General features: G+C 69.1%; 18 protein-coding genes. 13 read left to right on the plus strand and 5 right to left on the minus strand.

Features of this window, described 5'->3' with window-relative positions; genetic code table 11:
- Positions 1-207 precede the first annotated feature (207 nt).
- A complete protein-coding gene (locus LRR16_RS03600; RefSeq protein ID WP_232204820.1) occupies positions 208-1,632 on the minus strand; it encodes a CoA transferase in 1,425 nt (474 codons plus the stop codon).
- Between the two features lie 222 nt (positions 1,633-1,854).
- Here LRR16_RS03600 and LRR16_RS03605 point away from each other — a divergent pair, with 222 nt between their 5' ends.
- From LRR16_RS03605 to LRR16_RS03630, 6 genes are all read left to right on the plus strand, one after another.
- Positions 1,855-3,612: a glutamine--tRNA ligase/YqeY domain fusion protein gene (locus LRR16_RS03605; protein ID WP_006578671.1), complete on the plus strand. Its 1,758-nt coding sequence runs from the start codon at positions 1,855-1,857 to the stop codon at positions 3,610-3,612.
- A 159-nt stretch (positions 3,613-3,771) separates the two neighbouring features.
- Positions 3,772-3,990: an RNA-binding S4 domain-containing protein gene (locus tag LRR16_RS03610; RefSeq protein WP_006578670.1), complete on the plus strand. Its 219-nt coding sequence runs from the start codon at positions 3,772-3,774 to the stop codon at positions 3,988-3,990.
- Between the two features lie 83 nt (positions 3,991-4,073).
- Complete coding sequence (locus tag LRR16_RS03615) at positions 4,074-4,457, plus strand: MAPEG family protein (RefSeq protein WP_006578669.1); 384 nt, start codon at positions 4,074-4,076, stop codon at positions 4,455-4,457.
- 126 nt (positions 4,458-4,583) lie between these two features.
- Positions 4,584-4,904 carry a hypothetical protein gene (locus tag LRR16_RS03620; RefSeq protein ID WP_232204821.1) on the plus strand — a complete coding sequence of 107 codons (321 nt, stop codon included), beginning with the start codon at positions 4,584-4,586 and terminating at the stop codon, positions 4,902-4,904.
- Between the two features lie 177 nt (positions 4,905-5,081).
- Positions 5,082-5,630 (plus strand): YaeQ family protein, encoded by a 549-nt coding sequence (locus LRR16_RS03625; RefSeq protein WP_006578667.1) that lies wholly within the window; start codon positions 5,082-5,084, stop codon positions 5,628-5,630.
- A 151-nt stretch (positions 5,631-5,781) separates the two neighbouring features.
- Positions 5,782-6,129 carry an FKBP-type peptidyl-prolyl cis-trans isomerase gene (locus LRR16_RS03630; RefSeq protein ID WP_006578666.1) on the plus strand — a complete coding sequence of 116 codons (348 nt, stop codon included), beginning with the start codon at positions 5,782-5,784 and terminating at the stop codon, positions 6,127-6,129.
- A 139-nt stretch (positions 6,130-6,268) separates the two neighbouring features.
- On the opposite strand, the gene LRR16_RS03635 is transcribed toward LRR16_RS03630, so the two are convergent.
- Positions 6,269-6,589 carry a hypothetical protein gene (locus LRR16_RS03635; protein WP_064572851.1) on the minus strand — a complete coding sequence of 107 codons (321 nt, stop codon included), beginning with the start codon at positions 6,587-6,589 and terminating at the stop codon, positions 6,269-6,271.
- Positions 6,590-6,751: 162 nt separating this feature from the next.
- On the opposite strand from LRR16_RS03635, the gene LRR16_RS03640 reads away from it, so the two are divergent.
- Both LRR16_RS03640 and LRR16_RS03645 read left to right on the plus strand, forming a co-directional pair.
- Complete coding sequence (locus LRR16_RS03640; RefSeq protein WP_006578664.1) at positions 6,752-7,501, plus strand: gamma-glutamylcyclotransferase; 750 nt, start codon at positions 6,752-6,754, stop codon at positions 7,499-7,501.
- A gap of 13 nt (positions 7,502-7,514) precedes the next feature.
- A complete protein-coding gene (locus LRR16_RS03645) occupies positions 7,515-8,321 on the plus strand; it encodes an ankyrin repeat domain-containing protein (RefSeq protein ID WP_232204822.1) in 807 nt (268 codons plus the stop codon).
- 30 nt (positions 8,322-8,351) lie between these two features.
- Here the strand turns inward: LRR16_RS03645 and LRR16_RS03650 are convergent, their stop codons facing one another.
- Positions 8,352-10,052: a long-chain fatty acid--CoA ligase gene (locus LRR16_RS03650; RefSeq protein ID WP_232204823.1), complete on the minus strand. Its 1,701-nt coding sequence runs from the start codon at positions 10,050-10,052 to the stop codon at positions 8,352-8,354.
- Between the two features lie 309 nt (positions 10,053-10,361).
- Here LRR16_RS03650 and trxA point away from each other — a divergent pair, with 309 nt between their 5' ends.
- The gene (trxA, locus tag LRR16_RS03655) at positions 10,362-11,207 is read left to right on the plus strand and encodes a thioredoxin (protein ID WP_232204824.1); all 846 of its coding nucleotides are present in this window, start codon (positions 10,362-10,364) and stop codon (positions 11,205-11,207) included.
- Between the two features lie 217 nt (positions 11,208-11,424).
- On the opposite strand, the gene LRR16_RS03660 is transcribed toward trxA, so the two are convergent.
- Positions 11,425-11,949 (minus strand): hemerythrin domain-containing protein, encoded by a 525-nt coding sequence (locus LRR16_RS03660; RefSeq protein ID WP_232204825.1) that lies wholly within the window; start codon positions 11,947-11,949, stop codon positions 11,425-11,427.
- A 128-nt stretch (positions 11,950-12,077) separates the two neighbouring features.
- Between LRR16_RS03660 and LRR16_RS03665 the strand changes: the two genes are divergently transcribed.
- A complete protein-coding gene (locus LRR16_RS03665) occupies positions 12,078-12,656 on the plus strand; it encodes an ATP-binding protein (protein WP_232204826.1) in 579 nt (192 codons plus the stop codon).
- A 94-nt stretch (positions 12,657-12,750) separates the two neighbouring features.
- Here the strand turns inward: LRR16_RS03665 and LRR16_RS03670 are convergent, their stop codons facing one another.
- Positions 12,751-13,593 (minus strand): ThiF family adenylyltransferase, encoded by an 843-nt coding sequence (locus tag LRR16_RS03670; protein ID WP_370646756.1) that lies wholly within the window; start codon positions 13,591-13,593, stop codon positions 12,751-12,753.
- Positions 13,594-13,865: 272 nt separating this feature from the next.
- Between LRR16_RS03670 and LRR16_RS03675 the strand changes: the two genes are divergently transcribed.
- From LRR16_RS03675 to pdxH, 3 genes are all read left to right on the plus strand, one after another.
- On the plus strand, positions 13,866-16,217 hold the full coding sequence (locus LRR16_RS03675) for an AsmA family protein (RefSeq protein ID WP_232204828.1): 2,352 nt from the start codon (positions 13,866-13,868) through the stop codon (positions 16,215-16,217).
- Between the two features lie 352 nt (positions 16,218-16,569).
- Entirely contained in the window at positions 16,570-17,763 is a 1,194-nt protein-coding gene (locus LRR16_RS03680; RefSeq protein WP_006579983.1) for an MFS transporter, read from the plus strand.
- 167 nt (positions 17,764-17,930) lie between these two features.
- Positions 17,931-18,569 carry a pyridoxamine 5'-phosphate oxidase gene (pdxH, locus tag LRR16_RS03685; protein WP_053821232.1) on the plus strand — a complete coding sequence of 213 codons (639 nt, stop codon included), beginning with the start codon at positions 17,931-17,933 and terminating at the stop codon, positions 18,567-18,569.
- Positions 18,570-18,756 lie beyond the last annotated feature (187 nt).

Raw genomic sequence — 18,756 nt, forward strand, 5'->3', positions numbered from 1 at the left:
TGTCTCCTGTTGTGTTTCGGCAAGTGTCGCCCCTGCCCTTTTCTGAAACATACTACTCGGTAGGTTTGTTGCGGTCAAAATGTTTTGGCGACGGCATCACCTGTGGTTCCGGCGTACGCGGAAACCCAGCGGCTTTGGCCCGCGGCCGAAGAATCAAAGACGCTCGGCCCCCGCGGTTGCGGGGGCGATGGGCGCTGTCGGATCGCGTTATTTCGACGTACCGCGCGGCAGCCACTCGGCCGCGTCGCTGCCCAGCGGCACCGAGGGCTGTTCCCAGCGCGCCGGCGTCTCGGACAGTTGCGCCGCGTGGCGCACCGTCGTCAGCATGCCGAAGCCCGAGGGCACGGCCTCGAGCAGGTCGCTGATGTCGTCGATGCGCTGATCCGGCGCCTGCAGGCCGTTGTCGACCCGGCCAAGGCCGCGCAGCCACTGCGCCGTCTGTGCCAGCGACACGCGTACGTGCCAGCTGCCGCCCTCGGTGGCGCGCCGGTGCAGCGCGGCCATCGCGCCGAGCGCCAGCAGGTAGCCGGCTGCGTGATCGAGCACCTGGGCCGGCAGCGGACGCGGCGTGTCGCTGCCGGCCGCTCGGGCCTCGGCGTCGTTGAAGCCAGTCGCGGTCTGCACCAGCGAATCGAAGCCGCGCTTGCCGGCCCACGGTCCGACATGGCCATAGGCGGACAGCGAGACATAGACGATGCCCGGCCGGGCGCGCGCCGCCGCCTCGGGGCCGAAGCCCAGCGCCGCGAGCCCGCCCGGCCGATAGCCCTGCAGGAAGACATCGGCGCCGTGCAGCAGCTTGTGCAGCGTGTGCTTGTCGTCGGCGTCGCGCAGATCGAGCTGGCAGGACCGCTTGCCGCGGCCGGTGTCGATCACCAGCGGCGGGATCGACGGCAGGTGCGGCGCGGTGACCAGCAGCACGTCGGCGCCATGGGCGGCCAGCGTGCGCCCGGCAACCGGGCCGGCGATGATGCGGGTGAACTCGACCACCCGCACGCCGGACAGCGGGCGGGCGTCCTGCGCCGGCAGGTCCGGCAAGGGCATCGGCGGTGCGTCGCCGATCCGCTCGATGACGATCGGCGGCAGCTCGCGCAGCGCGGCGGCCTGCGGATGGCGATCCCATTCGTCGAAGCTGCGCATCGCCGCGACCACCATGCCCGCATCCGAAGCCGCGGTCTCGAACGCCTCGGCGTCCCATTTGCCCAGCGCGGCCTGCACCTCGTCCTTCTGATTGGCGCAGCCGAGCAGGCGCAGCACGCCGTCGCGGTGATGCAGGAAGTTGGTGTGCAGCCGGACCCAGCGGCCATCGCCGCAACGATAGGCGCCCGCGATCTTGTCCCACAGCTCCGGCGCGGGGCCGCCATCGACGCGCAGATAACGTTCGCTGCGGAATTCCGCGATGGCGTGGCGCATGTCGACCGCGACCTGCTGCCAGCGGCCGGTGCGCTGCTGCCACAGCGCCGCGGCCGCCAGCGCCGACGCCGCCAGGCTCGCCTGCGCGGCGGTGCCGACCGCGAACGACGACGGCAGCACCGGTTCGGCTCCGCTCAGCGTGGCCTGCGCGAGGGCGGTGTCGGGCAGGCCGGTGGTGCGCCACAGCGCGGCTAGGACGGCGGCGGGTTCGGGCGATGGCATGGCGCTCCTCGTCAACGAAGGGGGATGGGACTCCATGCTAGCCCGCCTCCAGCGATTGCGCGCGCGTCCGATGCGCCGGCACGGTAAAATCCCCGGTTCCCGCCAACATGCCGGGCCCTCGGGGCCGCGGCGCGCTGGCCGGCGCCATCCGCGCCGATCCTTACCCCGAATCCGAATTCGCCCTGAAGCCGGCCGCGACCCGCGGCCCAACCTGGCCAAACCATGAGCCACGACCCGAAAGCCCAAGACAGCACGCCCGCCGCCTCGAACTTCCTGCGCAGCATCATCGACCAGGATCTGGCCGCCGGCACCTATGCCGGCCGCAACGACGCCCAGGGCCGGCCGTTGCCCACCGTGATCACGCGCTTCCCGCCGGAGCCCAACGGTTATCTGCATATCGGCCACGCCAAGAGCATCTGCCTGAATTTCGGGCTGGCGCGCGACTACGGCGGCCGCTGCCACCTGCGCTTCGACGACACCAATCCGGTCAAGGAAGACACCGAGTACGTCGATTCGATCATCGACGCGGTGCACTGGCTCGGCTTCAGCTGGGACAGCGCCGACGCGCAGGGCGGCCGGCAGGCCCACCTGTACTACGCCAGCGACTACTTCGACCAGCTGTACGCCTTTGCCGAGAAGCTGATCGAACGCGGCGTCGCCTATGTCGACAGCCAGAGCGCCGAGCAGATCGCCGCCAGCCGCGGCAACTTCGCCGAGCCGGGCACGCCGTCGCCCTACCGCGAGCGCAGCGTCGAGGAGAACCTGCAGCTGTTCCGCGACATGCGCGCCGGCAAGTACGCCGACGGCGAACACGTGCTGCGCGCGAAGATCGACATGGCCGCGCCCAACATCGTGATGCGCGATCCGGTGCTCTACCGGATCCGCCATGCGCACCACCATCGCACCGGCGACAAGTGGTGCATCTATCCGATGTACGACTTCACGCATTGCATCTCCGATGCGCTGGAGAACATCACCCACTCGCTGTGCACGCTGGAGTTCGAGAACAACCGTCCGCTGTACGACTGGGTGCTGGCCCAGCTGCGCGAATGCGGCGTGTTCCGCGAGCCGCTGCCGCATCAGTACGAGTTCGCCCGGCTGAACCTGACCTACGCGATCACCAGCAAGCGCAAGCTGCTGCAGCTGGTCAACGAGGGCCGCGTCGATGGCTGGGACGATCCGCGCATGCCGACCATCGTCGGCATCCGCCGCCGCGGCTATACGCCCGAATCGATCCAGCTGTTCTGCGATCGCGTCGGCGTGGCGAAGTCCGACAGCTGGATCGACATGAGCACGCTGGAAGGCGCGGTGCGCGACGACCTCGATGCGCGCGCGGCGCGCGGCGTGGCGGTGCTCGATCCGCTGAAGCTGATCCTGGACAACTATCCGGAAGGCCAGAGCGAGGAGTGCTCGGCGCCGGTCCATCCGAAGCAGCCCGAGCTCGGCAAGCGCGTATTCCCGCTGTCGCGCGAGCTGTGGATCGAGCGCGAGGACTTCAACGAGAACCCGCCAAAAGGCTATTTCCGGCTGTTCCCGGGCAACAAGGTGCGGCTTCGCTATGGCTACGTGATCGAATGCACCGGCGTCGACAAGGACGCCGACGGCAATGTGGTCGCCGTCCATGCGAACTATCTGCCGGACACCAAGAGCGGCACGCCGGGCGCGGACAGCGTCAAGGTCAAGGGCAACATCCACTGGGTCAGCGCCGAGCATGCGCTGCAGGCCGAGGTGCGGCTGTACGACCGGCTGTTCAACGACCCGCATCCGGACGCCGGCGGCAAGAACTTCCTCGATGCATTGAACGCCGACTCCAAGCGCGTGGTCACAGCGTATCTGGAGCCCGGCCTGCGCGAGGCCAAGGCCGAGGACCGCTTCCAGTTCGAGCGGCACGGCTACTTCGTCGCGGACCGGGTCGACAGCCAGCCCGGCCGTCCGGTCTTCAACCGCATCGTCGGACTGAAGGACAGCTGGGGCAAGTAGGCGCCCTGTCCTCGATTGCCGACAAAGCCGGTCGTCCCCGCGAACGCGGGGACCCAGTGGCTTTCAAGGACGCTGGATTCCCGCTTTCGCGGGAACGACATGATGGTTATTGACGCTTTGTCAGCAACCGATGCCACACACCCAAACCCGATCTTCACCATGCAGACCCTGACCTTCCCGCTGGACCGCGAGCACATCGCGCTGAACGATCTGCTCAAGCTGGCCGGCGTGGTCGACAGCGGCGGCGCCGGCAAGGCGCTGGTCGCGGCCGGCGAGGTCGCGGTCGACGGCGTGGCCGAATCGCGCAAGACCGCGAAGATCCGCGCCGGCCAGGTGGTGACGCTGCCGGGCGTGACGATCCGGGTGGTGGCGGCGTGATTGCTGCCTCATTGCTGCGGGACCGCTGCCTCATCACGGCCTGAGCGCTGCCTGCCGCCCACGACAGAACCAAGGACAACGCCATGCCGATCGCTTTCTGGTGCGTGCTGATCGCCGGCATCCTGCCCATCGTCACGGTGGGCATCGCCAAATGGGGCGCGCCCGGCTTCGACAACCATGATCCGCGCGCCTGGCTGGAGCGGCAGAGCGGCCGCGCCCGCCGCGCCGACCTGGCCCACCGCAATCACTTCGAGGCCTTCCCGCTGTTCGCCGCCGCGGTGCTGTGCGCCAGCCATCTGCAGGCGCCGCAGGCGCGCATCGACGAGCTGGCGGTCGCCTTCATCGTGATCCGCGTGCTCTACACCGTCTGCTATCTCGCCGATCGCGCCACGCTGCGCTCGCTGTGCTGGACGCTGGGCTTCCTGTGTGTGCTCGGCATTTTCCTGCTGCCGGTGCTGGTGCCCTGACAGAGTGTCGGCTTCTTTCACAGGTCGACCAGGCGACACCTGAGATCCCGAAATCTTCTGTAGAATCAGCGCTTTGCAAAATTTAGCCCCGGCATGTTTCGCCCGGGTGCGACGGGACGGGGAATCATGTTCGGGATTGGACTGGGGGATGTGGTGGCGGCTTCGCTCGCTGCCGCAGGGGCGTGCTTGATCTGCAGCATTCCGCGCGATTTCGTCGGCCATCTGCGCAACTTCCCCGGCTGGGTGATGCGTACCTACGGCCGCCGCGCCCTGGTGATCCCGGTGCTGGTGATGCTGGTGATCGGCCGCCTGGTCGAACTCGGCGTCAACGGGCAGATCGACAGCCCGGCCGGCCAGGCGATGGTCATCGCCGCCGCCTTCCTCGCGCTGGTGATCGCCTCCGCGCTGCTGCGCTTCTACCTCAGCGATTACCGCAAGTCCCGCTGACATCCGCGCCGCGCCTCCCGCGCGGCGTTGTGTTTTCCACAGTCCGCTGCCGCTTGCCTGCGGCCATGTCCCGCACCGTCATGCGCGCGGTGATCGGGTAACATGCGCGCTTTGCCGGCCGGCCATGCCGGGCATCCTGCCCGCGCCATCGGCCGGCCCGCCGCCCCCTCTTCCCCCATGGCCCTGAAGTCCACCATCTGCAAAGCCGAGCTGTCGATCTCCGATATGGACCGGCACTACTACGGCACCCATGCGCTGACCGTCGCGCAACACCCGTCCGAGAACGATGCCCGCATGATGGTGCGGCTGCTGGCGTTCGCCTGCGAGGCCAGCGAGACGCTGAGCCTGACGCGCGGGCTTGACGAGCCCGACGAGCCGGACCTGTGGGAGCGCAGCCTGACCGGCGAGATCGAACACTGGATCGACCTGGGCCAGCCCGACGAGACGCGGCTCAAGCGCGCGGCCTCGCGTGCCGCGCGCGTGACCGTGTTCGCCTACCAGCCCGCCAGCGCCCGCGAATGGTGGAAGGGCATCGCCGGCAAGGCCGGCAAGCTGCGCAATCTGACGGTCCACGCGGTGCCGGGCGAGGCGGTCGACGCGCTGGCCGGCATGGCGCGCCGCGCGATGCGGCTGACCGTGACGATCCAGGACGGCGAGATCTGGTTCAGCGACGACGAGCGCAGCGTGCAGCTGCGCCTGGATACCTGGCAGCGGGCCGACGGCTGAGCGCTTGCGGGTACACTGCCGTCTCGGCAGCACTGCGGCAGCACTGCGGCAGGACCGTGAGCGCCGGCCACGGCCGCGGGGTCCATGCTCCGAATCACCACGCGGGTCGCGATCGCCGATCGCGATGCGCAGTCACACAAAGGAAAGACCGATGATCACCACTCCTTCCGGCCTGCAATACGAAGACACCGTGACCGGCCAGGGCGCCGAAGCGACCGCGGGCAAGCACGTCACCGTGCATTACACCGGCTGGCTGTACGAGAACGGCCAGGCCGGCCGCAAATTCGATTCGAGCAAGGATCGCAACGATCCCTTCGTGTTCCCGCTGGGCGCCGGCCACGTGATCCGCGGCTGGGACGAAGGCGTGCAAGGCATGAAGGTCGGCGGCACCCGCCGGCTGGTGATTCCCGCCGACCTGGGCTATGGCGCACGCGGCGCCGGCGGCGTGATTCCGCCGAACGCCACGCTGCTGTTCGAAGTGGAGCTGCTGGCAGTCTGAGGCGGTTCAGCACGCCAGGTTTGTCGTCCCCGCGAACGCGGGGACCCAGTGACTCTTGAAGACGCTGGATTCCCGCCTTCGCGGGAATGACATGATGGTCGATCGGGCGTCGTCTGCGGGTACGAGCCAGCCAACACGCTCAGAAGCCGATCGACGCGTTGCCGACGTCGACGCGCACCCGATCGCGGCCCAGGATATGCGCGGCATGCCGCGCGTACTCCCGGGCCCAGTCCGGATCGCCGGCAAAGCGCTGCTCGCCCGAGAAGCGCGCCACGCTGAGGATCTTGTCGATGACCAGCACCTTGCCCACCGGGCTGGACGCCTGGCAGTCGAGCTCCGCATACTCCCGGTCGAACCAGCGCCAGCCCGCATCGTCGCTGATGCCCGCGAGTTCGGTATCGCCGATGGTGAACTCGAATTCCTTGCCGGTGCCGAAGGCCACCGTAAGTGTTCGCGCCATATCCGTCCCTCCTGGTAGTTGGCAGCCATTGTAAGGACGGCGCAACATCGGCCGCCACCCCGCCGGCAGTGGGTAGGGCTTCCCCGTTGCCCCACGCCGACATCTCCCTGCCATGTGGTGTACCAAGCCTCCCGCTGCCCGGCTTTGCATTATGCTTGCACCATGGCCATCACCCGACAAGATCTTGAAGCGGACCGGCTGCGGACCACGCTGGGCGGTACCCCGGTGGCTTCCTCGCTGCTGTCGGACGACGCGCTCGAGCGCTCGTTGCGGTCCACGCTGGATCGCCGGCCCGACCAGCCGGACATGCATGGCGACGTCTGGCTGTTCGGCTACGGCTCCCTGATCTGGAACCCGATGGTGGTGCACACCGAGCGCCGGCTCGCGACCGTGCACGGCTATCACCGCGGTTTCTACCTCTATTCGCGCATCAATCGCGGCACCTGGGACAACCCGGGCCTGGTGCTGGGCCTGGACCGCGGCGGCAGCTGCCACGGCATGGTGTTCCGCATCCCGAGCCACGTCGTCGAGCAGGAGTTCCGCGTGCTGTGGCGCCGCGAGATGATGACCGGCGCCTACCATCCGCGCTGGCTGCGCGTGAAGCTCGATGGCGATGCGGCCCCGCAGCGGGCGCTCGCCTTCGTGATGAACCGCGCCCACGAAGCCTATGCCGGCCGCCTGCCCGACGAGCGCGTGGTGGCCTGCCTGCGGCGCGCCACCGGCCTGTATGGCCCCGCGCGCGACTATCTGCACCAGACGCTGCTGGGCCTGGCCACGCACGGCGTCGACGACCCCTATCTGGGCCGGCTGTGGCGGCAGATCCAGGCCGCCGACGCGGAACCGGCCGACGAATCGGACGGTGAATCGGCCGGCGAGCCCGCCGCCGACAGCAAAGCGGCCAACGCCGCCTGAACCGGAGAGCGCCATGCCCGCCCCCGCCCGAGCCCGCCGCCTGATGGTCGCCGAAGCGCTGGGGTTGTCGGGGCTGCTGCTCGGTGGGGCCTTGCTGTCAGGGCCGGCCGGCGTATCGATGGCGGCCCGGCCCGGCTCGTCCTCGCCGGCTCCCGCTTCGCCGTCGTCCCCGCAACGTGCCGCCACGCAGCCGGGCAGCGCCGGCAGGCCACACGACGGGCTGAGCGCGCTGAACCGCAATCTGCTGACTGCCGCCTCGCTCGGCGACGCGGCGCTGGTGCGCAAGCTGCTGGGTGCCGGCGCGTCGCCGCATGCCGCCGACGAGCGCGGACGCACGGCGCTGCTGCTCGCGGTCTATCAGCGGCATGGCGAGGCGGCCCGCGCGCTGATCCACGCGGGCGCCGATGTCAATCACAAGGACGAGCACGCCAACAGCGCCTTCCTGCTGGCCGCCGCCAGCGGCCAGCTCGAGCTGGTGCGGCTGGCGCTGGCGCACGGCGCCGATCCGCGCAGCACCGACCGCTATCGCGGCACCGCGCTGACCGCGGCGTCGCAGCACGGCAACCCCGAGGTGGTCCAGCTGCTGCTGCAGGCCGGCGTGCCGGTCGATCATGTCAATGCGCTGGGATGGACGGCGCTGCTCGAGGCGATCGTGCTCGGCGACGGCAGCGCGCGCTACGAGCACGTGGTGCAGCTGCTGCTCGACGCCGGCGCCGATGCGAACCTGGCCGATCGCGACGGCGTCACGCCGACGCGCCATGCGCGCGAGCGCGGCTACAAGACGATGGTCAAGATGCTGATGCGGGTGCGCGGGCACTGAGCGGCCGCGCACCCCTTGCACCGCGCGGCATCAACCGAGGCGCGCGTTCTCGGCTTCCTGCAACTGGCGCCACATCACCTTGCCGGTCCCGGACTTCGGCAGTGCGTCGACGAACTCGACCACGCGCGGATACTTGTAGGCGGCCATATTGTCCTTGGCCCAGCCGATGATGTCGTCGGCGGTGGTCTTGCCCTTGGCGTGCGCCTTCAGCACGACCACGGCCTTGACCGTTTCGCCGCGATAGGCGTCACGCGTGCCGATGATGCAGGCCTCCTGCACGTCCGGATGCTTGTACAGCAGGTTCTCGACCTCGGCCGGCCAGACCTTGAAGCCGGACGCGTTGATCATCCGCTTGAGCCGGTCCGTGATGAAGAAATAGCCCTCCTCGTCCATCCGGCCCAGGTCGCCGGTGCGGAAGAAGGTCTTGCCTTCGAACTCGATGAAGGCCTCGCGCGTCGCGTCCGGCTTGCCCCAGTAGCCCTTGAACACCTGCGGGCCGCAGACGATGATCTCGCCGACCTCGCCCGGCGGCAGCTCCTTCAGCGTGGCCGGGTCGACCACGCGCGCGTCGGTGTTGAAGGTCGGCACGCCCAGGCACTGCAGCTTGGGCCGGTCGGCCGGATTGCTGTGGGTCGGCGCCATCGTCTCGGACAGCCCGTAGCCTTCGAGATAGTTCAGGCCGAACTGCTCGCGCAGCCGCTCGGCGATCGCCTGCGGCATCGCCGCCCCGCCCCCGCCGATATAGCGCAGGCTCGACAGGTCGAACTCGGCCAGATTCGGACTGGCCAGGAAATCGATCACCATCGTCGGGATATTGGTCCAGTGCGTGACCTGGTAGCGCGAGATCAGCCGGCCCGCGACCTCGCGGTCCCAGCGCGGCAGCATCACCACGGTCGCGCCGCTGTAGATCGGGCCGTTCATGCCGTACTGCATGCCGGTCACGTGGAACAGCGGCAGCACCGACAGGATCACCGACTCGGCGCCCGAGCCCGACCAGGTCGAACCGCCGACCACGTTGTGCATCACCGATCGATGGGTATGGATGCAGCCCTTCGGGAAACCGGTGGTGCCCGAGGTATAGGGCATTACTGCCATGTCGTCGGGACCTGCGGTATGCGGGCTGGGCTGGTGGCCGGAGGCCAGCGCGTCGCGCCAGGGCACGGCGCCGGCCGGCAGCGGGTGCTCGGCGGTCAGCCAGGCGGGCGGCGCGTCCTCGGGGTGTTCGTGGCGCTCGGGCAGCGCGTCGGCGTATTGGGTCACCAGCAGATGCTGCAGCTGCTGCTCCTGCGGCAGCTCGGCATTGGCGGCCGCGGCGCCGCCGGCCAGATCGGCCGAGCAGATCGCCACGCGCGCCTGCGCGTCGGTGATGTAGTGCTTGAATTCCTCGGCGCGGTTCATCGGATTGACGGGCACCACCACCGCATCGGCGCGCAGGATCGCGTAGTAGCCGACGATGAACTGCGGGCAGTTCTGCATGTACAGCAGGACCCGGTCGCCCTTGGCCACGCCGGCCTCGCGCTGCAGCCAGCCGGCCAGCGCGGTCGCCTGCGCCTCGAGCTCGCGGAAGGTAATGGCCTTGCCGAAGTAGCGGATCGCGGCCTTGTCGGCATAGCGGCGCGCCGACACTTCCAGATTGACCCACAGCGAGGTCTCGGGCAGCACGATGGCGGTGGGCGCCCGCTTGGGCCAGAACTGGAAATGCGGGCGCGCGGCGGGCTTCTGGGTCTGCATGCGTTGTCTCCTGAGCGGTCTTCGCGACCTGTTCTCGAGCATCGTTGCTGGGCGTCGTAGTCTGGCGATGAGCCGACGCCGCCGCGGCCGGCAAGCAGCCCCGGCGGCGAATCGTCAAGCAATATAACCGAACGACCGTTCTATTTCCAAGGGGTAGATTCCCGCAAACAGGGTTGACATGAGCGGCGCCGTCCCCACATCGATCACAGGGAACCGGCCGTACGGCGCGTTGCCGAACCTGGCGGCATGCGTCCGGGCCGGGCGCGGATCTCACGCGATATCAGGAATTCACGAACAGCGAGGCAAGGAATGAGCGACGTCACCCTGCAGAACTTCGACCACGACGTGATTGCGCTGTCGCGCAGCGTCCCCGTGCTGGTGGACTTCTGGGCGCCATGGTGCGGACCGTGCCGCACGCTGGGCCCGCTGCTGGAAAAACTCGAGCGCGAGGCCGGCGGCAAGTGGAAGCTGGCCAAGATCAACGTCGACGAGAATCAGGAGCTGGCCGCCCACTTCGGCGTGCGCAGCATTCCGCATGTGGTGGCCTTTGTCGACGGCAAGCCGGTCGATCAGTTCATCGGCGTGCTGCCCGAATCGGGCCTGCGCGAATTCATCGCGCGAGTCACGCCGAACCCGGGCCAGATCGCGCTGCGCGAGGCACGACAGGCGGCCGCCGGCGGCAAGCGCGACATCGCGCGCGAGGCCTTCCAGGCCGCGCTGGCGTTCGATCCCGGCTTCGACGAGGCCCGCATCGACTACATCGCGTTCCTGCTCGACGGCAATGCGCTGGAGGAAGCCGAGGCCCAGTTCGGCATGCTGACGCCGCGCGCGCCGCAGCACGATGCCTACGCCGCGCTGCAGACGCGGCTCGAGGCGATGAAGGGCTTGAGCGACCTGCCCGACGAGGCCACGCTGACCGGCCGCATCGAGGCCAATGCCGCGGACCTGCAGGCCCGGCTCGATCTGGCGCGGCTGCTGATCGCCCGCCGTCAATACGAACCGGCGCTGGAGCAGTTGCTGGCGATCGTGCGCACCGACCGCGGCTTCGAGGACGATGTCGGCCGCAAGACGATGCTGTCGGTGTTCGAGATGATGGGCGACGCGCCGGAGGCGGTGTCGCGCTGGCGCCGGCAGTTGAGTGCGGCGTTGAACTGAGGTCGTCGGGCTGACGGGGGCGGCTGCCCTCTCCCCCGGCCCCTCTCCCGCAAGCGGGAGAGGGGAGAAAACCGACCGCGATGTCCGGCGAGCAGGAAAGCAGAAAACCGATCGCTATGTCTGTCCGAGCTTGCCGAGTGCGTCCTCCCTCTCCCCTTCAGGGGGGAAAGGGTTGGGGAGAGGGGGTGGTCTTGAAGCGCAGGCAATCGCCCCACCCTCAACCCGCCGGCCCCTCCACCAACGTAAAGCCGTTCTGCCGCATATGGGCGACCATCGCGGCGTCCTGCTTGCGCACATGCAGCGCGAACCAGCCGGGCAGTTCCGCCACCAGGCGGCGCCCGGTCTCGAAGTCTCCTTCCTGCTCGACCTTGGCCCGGACCTTGTCGACGATCTCCAGCATCTGCCGATGCTCGCCGGCATGGCATTGGCGCGGCCCGAAGTTCATCGCCTCCATCCACGCCTCTTCCATGCCGAAGTGATAGCGCGTGTGGTCGATCCATTCGTCCAGCGCGGCCAGAAAGCCATCGTCGCCGGCACGCGCGGCGGCCTCCAGCAGCAGCACGAACTCCGCATGGGTATGGTCGGTGACCGGCTCGCCCAGATGCAGGTCGGCCGGCAGCGCGCTGCTGTCGAGCTCGGGCGGTGCGGCAGTGGAAGCCGTGGGGGCCGGCGCCGCGTGATCGGAGGCGTCAGCGTGAGCGGGAGCGGAACCGGGAGCGGAAGCGGAAGCGGAAACGGTCATGTAGGCGATCGGTTATGCTGCGCGGAATGCCCGAAGGCACAGGGATACGCGCAAGGATACCGAATCCCGCGCGAATCCCGCGCGAATCCCGCGCCGGGCACGCCGTCCTTCCCCCTTCGTTGCCCTCGATGCCACGACTGATTTTCTTCTGCGGACATGCCGGTACCGGCAAGACCACGCTGGCCCATCGGCTGATCGGCCCGCTGATGGAGGCCACCGGCGAGCCGTTCTGCCTGCTCGACAAGGACACGCTGTACGGCCGCTACAGCGCCGCCGCGATGGGGGCGCTGACCGGCGATCCCAACGACCGCGACAGTCCGCTCTATCTGCAGCATCTGCGCGATCCGGAATACCAGGGCCTGCTCGATACCGCGCGCGAGAACCTGGCGCTGGGCATCAGCGCGATCGTGATCGGCCCGCTGTCGCGCGAGATCCGCGAGCATCGGCTCAGCGACCCGAACTGGCTGGCGGTGCCGGCCGGCACCACGGTGCGCATCGTCTGGGTCCATCTGCCCGAGGACGAGGCGCACGCGCGCATCGTGCGGCGCGGCAATCCCAACGACGCCTACAAGCTCGCGCACTGGGAAGACTATCGGCAGCGGCGCTTCATGCCGGCGGCGGCCGACTATCCCGAACTGATCTTCTTCGACAACCTCGCGCCCGGCGAGGCGCAGGTCGTGCGGCTGCTGGACGCGCTGCGCGCCTGAACAGTCGTGTCGTTCCCTGCAGGCGGGGACCCAGTGGCTTGAGCTCAAGTCGCTGGGCCCCCGCGTTCGCGGGGGCGACAGAGAACCGCCAGCGTCAGCGGGCCTGCGCGATCGCGCTCAGCGCCACCGACGCCGCGACGAAGCCGAACACCGCGGTGACCGCCACTGACGAGCCGAAGCCCGCGCAGGCCAGCCCCTGCGGCCCCTGCCGCTGCGGATGGGCGGCGTCGGCGAACGGCGCCTCGTCGATCTCGCATGCCTGCTGCTCGGGCTCGGGATAGCGCAACGGTTCGTCGGAATAGACCGCCGGCAGGCCGAACGGCTTCTTCGGGTCGCGCGGCAGACCCCACTGCTTGCGCAGCCCGGCACGGACCTTGGCCAGCAACGGGTCCTGGATCGTGCGGGACAGGTCGGCGACGCGCACGCGGGTCGGGTCGAGCTGGCCGCCCGCGCCGCCGCAGGTGACGATCGGCAGCCGCTGGCGCCGGGCCCAGCCCAGCATCGCGATCTTGACCTTGACCGCGTCGATCGCATCGATCACGTAGTCGTGGCCGGCCAGCAGCGCCTCGACATTGTCGGGCGTCACGAAATCGTCGACCGGACGCACCCGCACGCGCGGGTTGATCTGCACCAGCCGCTGCGCCATCGCCTCGACCTTGGCGCGCCCGTACTCGTCGCCCAATGCGTGGATCTGCCGGTTGGTATTGGACGGGGCGATATGGTCCAGATCGATCAGCGTGATGCGGCCCACCGCGTTGCGGGCCAGCGCCTCGGCGGCCCAGCTGCCGACCCCGCCGATGCCGACCACGCAGAGGCTGGCCGCCTCCAGCCGGGCCAGCCCGTCGGCGCCGTAGAGCCGCGCCACGCCGCCGAAGCGGCGGTGATAGTCGTCGGCCTCGGCGCTGTCGTGCGGCAGCGCGGCAGGCAGTTCCGCCAGCGCCAGCGCGCCAGCGGCGTCGTCATTGCGGTCGGGTCGGGAGTGCGCGTTGCGGTCGTCGGCCATCGAGGACTTCACCATCGGCTGGGACCCGCCGGCCGGCAGGGACAAGGCGCGGCGGCGGGCGAAAAATGCGGAAAACGCGGGCATCATTGTCAGTCGCATGCCGACAGGAGGGCCCGGCGCGCAACTATACAATAGCCGCAACGTGGTACGTCCGCCGCGCCAGCGCACCAGTCCGGTCCGCGCGTGCGCCGGCCAGGAGCCCTTCAATGTCGTTGCGCCGCCAGGCCGTGCTGTGGAGTGTGTTGACGCCCTTGGTATTGATTGCGGCGGTGGTGGCCTTCGTGCTGCTGTTCGACTGGAACCGCCTCAAGCCGTGGCTCAACGAGAAGGTCAGCGATGCGATCGGCCGGCCGTTCGCCGTCAACGGCGACCTGATCCTGACCTGGCGCCGGCCAGAAGGCGAGAGCGGCTGGCGGCGCCTGGTGCCGTGGCCGCGGCTGTCCGCGCGCGACATCACGATCGGCAATCCCGACTGGACCCAGCAGCCCAACCTCGCCACCGCGCGCGAGCTGGTGTTTCTGCTGCGGCCGCTGCCGCTGCTGGCGCGCGAGATCTCGCTGCCGACCATCACGATCGACGGCCCCTCGGTCGCGCTCGAACGGCTGGCCGACAAGCGCAACAACTGGACCTTCCCCACCCGCGAAGACAAGGAGCCATCGCAATGGCATCTGGAAATCGGCGAGGTGGTGCTGACGCGCGGCCATCTGGCGCTGAACGACGCCGCCAGCAAGATCGAACTGCGCGCGACGCTGGAGACCATCGGCGATGCCTCGCTGTATGACAAGGATCGCGACGGCCCGCTTGCACCTTCATCCGCACCTTCATCGGCACCTTCATCCGCACCTTCATCCGCACCTGCGTCGGCACCTTCATCCGCACCCTCGTCCGTCCCGGCCGCTTCGGCGCCACTCGCGGGCGGCGCCAGCGGGCCGGCCGCGGCTTCGGCCGCTGCGGCCTCCGCCGCCAGGGCCAACAGCAAGGGCGAACCGGTCTACGGCATCCGCTGGCGCGCGGTCGGCCATTACAACAAGGCCACGATCAACGCCAACGGCAGGGCCGGCGCGGTGCTGAACCTGCGCGACGCCAGCCGGCCCTACCCGCTGCAGGCCGATGTGCGCGTCGGCAGCACCCGCGCGCAGATCGAGGGCACGCTGACCGAGCCGGCCCGGCTCGCCGCGCTGGACCTGATGCTGCAGCTGTCCGGCGAGAGCATGGCGGACCTGTACCCGCTGACCGGCGTGGTGCTGCCCGAGACCCCGCCGTATCGCACCAACGGCCGCCTGACCGCGACGCTGCGCAAGGGCGCGTCGGTCTACCGCTATCAGGACTTCAGCGGCCGGGTCGGCGGCAGCGACCTCGGCGGCACGCTGACCTATACGCAGCGCGATCCGCGCCCGCTGCTCGCCGGCGAGCTGGTGTCGAAGCAGCTGCGCTTCGAGGACCTGGCGCCGCTGATTGGCGCCAACGCCAAGCCGGGCCAGGCCGCGCCGCGCAGCCCGGTACGCCAGCCGGCCGACAAGGCGCTGCCGGTGGCGCCGTTCCGCACCGAACGCTGGGACGATATCGACGCCGACGTACGCTTCACGGGCCAGCGCATCATCCGTGACGTCGATCTGCCGATCAACAATCTGCAGACCCATATCGTGCTGCAGGACGGCGTGCTGAACCTGAAGCCGCTGAACTTCGGCGTGGCCGGCGGCACGCTGACTTCGAACCTGCAGCTGAACGGCAAGCGCACGCCGATGGGCGCGACCATCGACATGACGGCACGCCGGCTGAAGATCAAGCAGCTGTTCCCCAATCTCGAATCGATGCGGGCCAGCGTCGGCGAAATCAATGGCGCGGCCAAGCTGTCGGCCACCGGCAATTCGGTCGCCGCGCTGCTCGGCTCGTCGAATGGCGAGGCGCGGCTGCTGGTCGAGAACGGCACCATCAGCAAGTTCATCCTCGAGGCGATGGGGCTGAACGTCGGCAGCGTGATCATCGCCAAGCTGTTCGGCGACAAGCCGGTACAGATCCATTGCGGCGTGGCGGACTTCACGTTCACCAACGGCATGGGCCGCGCCCGCACCTTCGTCATCGACACGCAGGACGCCACCATCAACGCCACCGGCGTGGTCGACCTGGCCAGCGAGCGGCTGGGCCTGACGATCAACCCGGACTCCAAGGGGATGCGTGTGTTCTCGCTGCGCTCGCCACTGTACGTGGGCGGCACGCTGAAGGACCCGCGCGTCAGCCCCGACATCGGCGTGCTGGCGCTGCGCGCCGGCGGCGCGGTCGCGCTGGCGCTGCTGGCGCCGGTCGCGACGGTGCTGCCGTTGATCGACCTGTCGCCGGCCGAGGACAGCCAGTGCGGCAAGCTGCTGGCCGAACTGCGCAAGCGCCCGACCGCGCCGCCGCCGGGCAAGACCTACCGCGATCGCCGCGCGCCGGCGTCGGCGCCCGGCGCCCAGCCGCCGGCAGGAGCCAACGAGGCCGATCCGCGTCGCCAAAACCCAACCGCACCGGCCGCACCGTCGCCTGGACCCAACAGATCGCCGATGTATCAAGGCGGCTGACGGGCTGCCCGCTTCACTTCGCAGCGCTGGTGCATCGGCCACCGATGCTCCAGCGCAACACTCCCGGACGCACGCCCCCTTTCTGTGCACCAAAACCTAAAAGACCGTTGCACGCTGTCAACAAGCGTCCGATAATTAAATGGCCATTTACATGGAGACGCCAGGCGGTAGCGGCGGCTCGATGCACAACACCACGCTGTAAACGGATGGCAATTTGCAGATGGCGCCCCAGGGCGCGGTCTGTTGCGGGGCGCGGCGCATGTCGCCCCCCGTTCGTCTTTTTTCGGGTTGTTCCCGTCTTCCGGTCTTTCCGGTCCTTCGTTCCACCCTCCGCTTCCCGGTCCCTGCACGAATGACGCCGTATCCCGCCGCCGCCATGCCGATCAGTGTTCTGATCGCGCTGACGGTGTGCAACCACGTGGCGTTCAACGCCAGCCGCGTCGTCGTTTCCCTGTTCGCCATTTCGCTGAAGGCCTCGACCATCACGCTCGGCCTGCTGATGTCGCTGTACGCGCTGCTGCCGATGCTGCTGGCGATCCGCGCCGGGCGCCGCATCGACCAGATCGGGCCGCGCCGGCCGATGACCGCGGGCTCGCTGATGGTGGTCGGCGGCACGCTGTTGCCGGCGATCTGGCCGAGCATTGCCGCGCTGTACCTGTCGTGCGCGCTGATCGGCGTCGGCTTCATGCTGGTCCAGGTCGCGATGCAGCTGCTGATCGGCCAGCTGTCGACCGACGAGACCCGGCTGCGCAATTACACCTGGCACGCGTTGGGCCTGTCGGTGTCGGGCACGCTCGGCCCGGTGGTGGTCGGCTACGTGATCGAGCACGCCGGCTATCGCCCCGCCTTCCTGCTGCTGGTCGGCGTCGCGCTGATCGGCCAGATCGGCCTGCGGCTGGTGCACGACCGCCTGCCCGCGCAAGGCGCCGGCGCGGCACGCCAGGCCACGCTCGACGGCGGCCGCGGCTCGGCGCTCGATCTGCTGATGGTGCCCGAGTTGCGCGCGGTCTTCGTCGCCAGCGCGGTGCTGTCCGCCGCCTGGGATCTGCATGCCTTCCTGATTCCGATCCAGGGCACGCGCGTCGGCCTGTCGCCGTCGTCGATCGGCTGGGTGCTCGGCGCCTTCGCGATCGCCACGCTGGCGATCCGCATCGCGATGCCGCTGGTCACGCGCCATCTTTCGGAATGGAAGATCATCCGCGGCGCGCTGCTGGTCGGCGGCATCGCCTACCTGCTCTACCCGTTCGTCTCCACGTTCTGGCTGATGTGCTGCCTGGCGTTCGTGCTGGGCCTGGCGCTCGGCAGCGCGCAGCCGAACGTGATGAACATCCTGCATAGCGCCTCGCCGTCGGGCCGCGCCGGCGAGGCGCTGGGCCTGCGCTCGGCCGTGCTGAACACCAGCCAGGTGGTCTGGCCGCTGACCTTCGGCGTGGTGGGCACCGCGCTGGGCATGCTGCCGATCTTCCTGTCGATGGCCGGCGCGATGGGCGTGGCCGGCTACTATTCGCGCGGACAGTCGCGCAAGCTGCCGCCGCCCGCCGCCTGAGGCCGTTCTCTGTCGGCAGGCGGCTCGCGGGCCGGGATGCCTTCGCTATACTCCAGGCATCCGGATCCGCATATCGGCCGCGCGCAAGCAGGTGTGCCAACGCTATCGGAGACCGTTCAGCGATTTTCAGCCATTCCCTCCGCGGCCGTGCCGCTGCCCTTCCCGCCATGACGCAACTCGCCGATCTCCGCCGTACCTATGTGCTCGGTTCCCTCACCGAAGCCGATGTCGCGCCACAACCCATCGCGCAATTCGAACGCTGGTTCGAGGAAGCGCTGACCGCCAAGCTGCCCGAGCCCAATGCGATGACACTGGCCACCGTCGATGCAAGCGGCCAGCCGTCGGCCCGCATCGTGCTGCTCAAGGGCATCGACGAGCGCGGCTTCACCTTCTTCACCAATTACGAGAGCCGCAAGGGGCTGGACCTCGCGGTCAACCCGCGCGCCGCGCTGCTGTTCCACTGGGTTCAGCTCGAACGGCAGGTCCGCATCGAAGGCGTCGTCGAGAAGGTCAGCGACGCCGAGAGCGATGCCTACTTTGCCTCGCGGCCGCTGGGCTCGCGCATCGGCGCCTGGGCGTCGGCGCAGAGCCAGGAGGTGGCCGACCGCGCGTTGCTGGAACAGCGCGAGGCCGAGTTCCGCCAGCGCTTCGGCGAGAACCCGCCGCGGCCGCCGCATTGGGGCGGCTATCGCGTGGCGCCGACGCGCGTCGAATTCTGGCAGGGCCGCCCGTCGCGGCTGCACGATCGCATCGCTTACCTGCGCCAGCCCGACGGCAGCTGGCGCATCGCGCGCCTGTCGCCGTGATCGTCCTGACCGGCGCGCCGTTGTGCCTGGTTTGCCCCTGACATCGACATGGGGTTCAGGCAGTGCACTGCACACCGGTGTGGTTTGGCGTATAAAGTGAAACGCCAGACGCACCGGGCAGCGTGTTCTGGCGTTGGGTATGGCACAGCTTGATATATCCGAAAGCGGGGCCGCCCACAGCTGTTCG

Source organism: Cupriavidus sp. UGS-1 (assembly GCF_021213615.1).
GTDB lineage: Bacteria > Pseudomonadota > Gammaproteobacteria > Burkholderiales > Burkholderiaceae > Cupriavidus.